2 protein-coding genes are annotated in these 3,027 nt (G+C 66.9%); both read right to left on the reverse strand.

Annotation, left to right across the window (positions count from 1 at the left end):
* A partial coding sequence (gene ileS / locus BIS11_RS13935; RefSeq protein ID WP_253586342.1) for an isoleucine--tRNA ligase occupies positions 1-2,665 on the reverse strand: 2,665 nt, incomplete at its 3' end.
* Between the two features lie 7 nt (positions 2,666-2,672).
* A partial coding sequence (locus tag BIS11_RS13940) for a riboflavin kinase (protein WP_301286475.1) occupies positions 2,673-3,027 on the reverse strand: 355 nt, incomplete at its 5' end.

A 3,027-nucleotide genomic window follows, 5' to 3' on the forward strand; every position in this document is an offset into this window, starting at 1 on the left:
CGCTGTGCGCGCCCTCCTGCGCCGTGGCAAGCGGCGCAAGCGTCGCCTCGGAGGTGATCAGCACGAAGCGCAGCTCGTCCTCCAGGCGCGAGAGCACGGCGTCGAGTTCGTCGCTCACGAAAAGCGTCACCTGGCTATCCAGCGACCCCTTGATCTCGCCTTCGTTACGCGCCTCTTCCAGGCGCTTGTTGACCGCCTGCTTGACCTCGAGCACCCGCTCCCAGAAGGCGCGTCCCATCGGCGCGTCATCGTCGAGGGCCTCGAGCCCCGCGTAGTAGGTCTCGAGCAGCACGCTGTCGCCGCGCTCACCTGGGATGTGCTCGAAGATCTCCTCGGCGGTGAAGGAGAGGATCGGCGCGATCCAGCGGCTGAGCGCCTCGATCACGTGATACAGCGCGCTCTGGCAACTGCGCCGGGCGAGCGAATCGGGCTGGGTGGTGTACTGGCGATCCTTGATGATGTCCAGATAGAAGCCGCCCAGGTCGCGGGCGCAGAAGTCGTGCACCTGCTGGTAGACGTCGCGGAAGCGATACTCGTCGTAGGCGGTCTGGATACGCGCTTGAAGCTGCAGTGCGCGGTCGACGATCCAGCGATCCAGGGCGATCATGTCGTCGAACGCCACCTGATTGGTCGCCGGGTCGAAGCCGTTGAGGTTGCCGAGCAGAAAGCGCGCGGTGTTGCGGATACGTCGGTAGACGTCGGCGGTGCGCTTCAATATTTCGTCGGACACCGCCATCTCGCCGGAGTAGTCCGTCGAGGCGACCCACAGGCGCAGGATGTCCGCACCCAGCTTGTCCATCACCGCCTGCGGGGCGACCACGTTGCCCAGCGACTTGGACTGCTTGCGGCCTTGGGCGTCCACCGTGAAGCCGTGGGTCAGGAGCTGGCGATAGGGCGCGTGGCCGTCGATGGCCGAGCCGGTCAAGAGCGACGAGTGGAACCAACCGCGGTGCTGGTCCGAGCCTTCCAAGTAGAGATCCGCCTGCGGGCCGCTCTCGTGGCCCTGCGGGTGAGAGCCCCGCAGCACGTGGCGGTGGGTGGTGCCGGAGTCGAACCAGACGTCGAGGGTGTCCATCACCTTGTCGTAGTCCTGGGCCTCGGCGCCGAGCAGCGCCTGCGGGTCGAGGCCGAACCAGGCGTCGATGCCCTGCTCTTCCACGCGCTTGGCGACCTCCTCCATCAGCTCGACGGTGCGCGGGTGCAGCTCGCCGGTCTGCTTGTGCAGGAAGAACGGGATCGGCACGCCCCAGTTGCGCTGGCGCGAGATGCACCAGTCCGGGCGGTTGGCGATCATGCTGTGCAGCCGCGCCTTGCCCCAGGCCGGGGTGAACTGGGTGGCCTCGATCGCCTCCAGCGCCCGCTGGCGAAGGGTCTTGCCATCCTTGCCCGCGATGTCCATGCCCACGAACCACTGGGCGGTGGCGCGGTAGATCACCGGGGTCTTGTGGCGCCAGCAGTGCATGTAGCTGTGGGTGATCGGCGTATGGGCCATCAGCGCGCCGGCGTCGTCGAGGGCCGCGACGATCTTCGGGTTGGCCTTCCAGATCATCTGCCCGCCGAACAGCGGCAGATCGTCCACATAAACGCCGTTGCCCTGCACCGGGTTCAGCATGTCGTCGAAGCTCATGCCGTAGGCACGACAGGTGTTGAAGTCGTCGACGCCATAGGAGGGCGCGGAGTGGACGATGCCGGTGCTGCCGACCTCGCTCTCGACGTAGTCCGCCAGGTAGACCGGCGAGCGGCGATCATACAGCGGATGGCGGAAATCGATCAGCTCCAGCGCCTGGCCCTTGGCGGTGGCGATCACGTCACCTTCCAAGCCAAAGCGTGCAAGGCAGCTCTCGACCAGCTCTTCGGCGAGCAGCAGCAGGCGCTCGCCGGTGTCGACCAGCGCGTAGGTGAAGTCCGGGTGGACGTTGAGCGCCTGGTTGGCGGGAATCGTCCAGGGCGTGGTGGTCCAGATCACCACGGCGGCGGGCTTGGCCAGGGTCTCGAGGCCGAAGGCGGCGGCCAGCTTGTCGGCATCCTCCACCGGGAAGGCGACGTCGATGGCGTCGGACTTCTTGTCCTGGTACTCCACCTCGGCCTCGGCCAGAGCCGAGCCGCAGTCGAAGCACCAGTTGACCGGCTTGAGGCCCTTGAACACGAAGCCCGCCTCGACCATGTCGGCCAGCGCCCGGATCTCGCCGGCCTCGTTGGCGAAGTCCATGGTGCGATACGGATGATCCCAGTCGCCGATCACCCCGAGGCGCACGAAGTCGGCCAGCTGGGTCTCGACCTGGGCGGCTGCGTACTCGCGGCACAGCGCGCGGGCCTTGGCGGGCTCCAGGTGCTTGCCGTGGGTGGTCTCCACCTTGTGCTCGATGGGCAGGCCATGGCAGTCCCAGCCCGGCACGTAAGGCGCGTCGAAGCCGTCCAGGTTCTTGGACTTGACGATGATGTCCTTGAGAATCTTGTTCAGCGCGTGACCGATATGGATGCTGCCGTTGGCGTAGGGAGGGCCGTCGTGAAGCACGAACAGCGGCGCCCCCGCGCGCGCTTCGCGCAGGCGCTGGTAGAGGTTCATGTCCTGCCACTGCGAAACGCGCCCCGGCTCCTGCTTGGGCAGCATGCCGCGCATCGGAAAGTCGGTGTCAGGCAGGTTCAACGTGTGCTTGTAGTCCATAGTCCGGTCAGCCGTCGTTAGCATCGGCGTCGTCCGCCGAAGGGAAATCAGAAGAAGCGGCCTCTCGCCCGAGCGGCGCCGAAGCCAGCCAGCCCTCGCCAGCAGGGCGTATGAAAGTCGCGTTGGACGTCGTGTCCGTCAAGCCGAAGTAGCGCCGCGCTCGCGCCTGGTCGCGCTGGATCTGCACCTTCAGCGCGGCGAAGTCGTCGAACTTCACCTCGCCGCGCAGCCGCGCGCAGGGAATCACCGTCAGCCGCGTGCCGTAGAGATCGCCGTCGAAATCGAACAGGTGCACCTCGAGGGTCGGCCGCGTGGCGCCCACCGTGGGCCGAAAGCCCACGTTGGCCACCCCGGGGTAGCGC

The organism is Halomonas sp. 707D4, assembly GCF_024158685.1.
Lineage (GTDB): Bacteria > Pseudomonadota > Gammaproteobacteria > Pseudomonadales > Halomonadaceae > Vreelandella.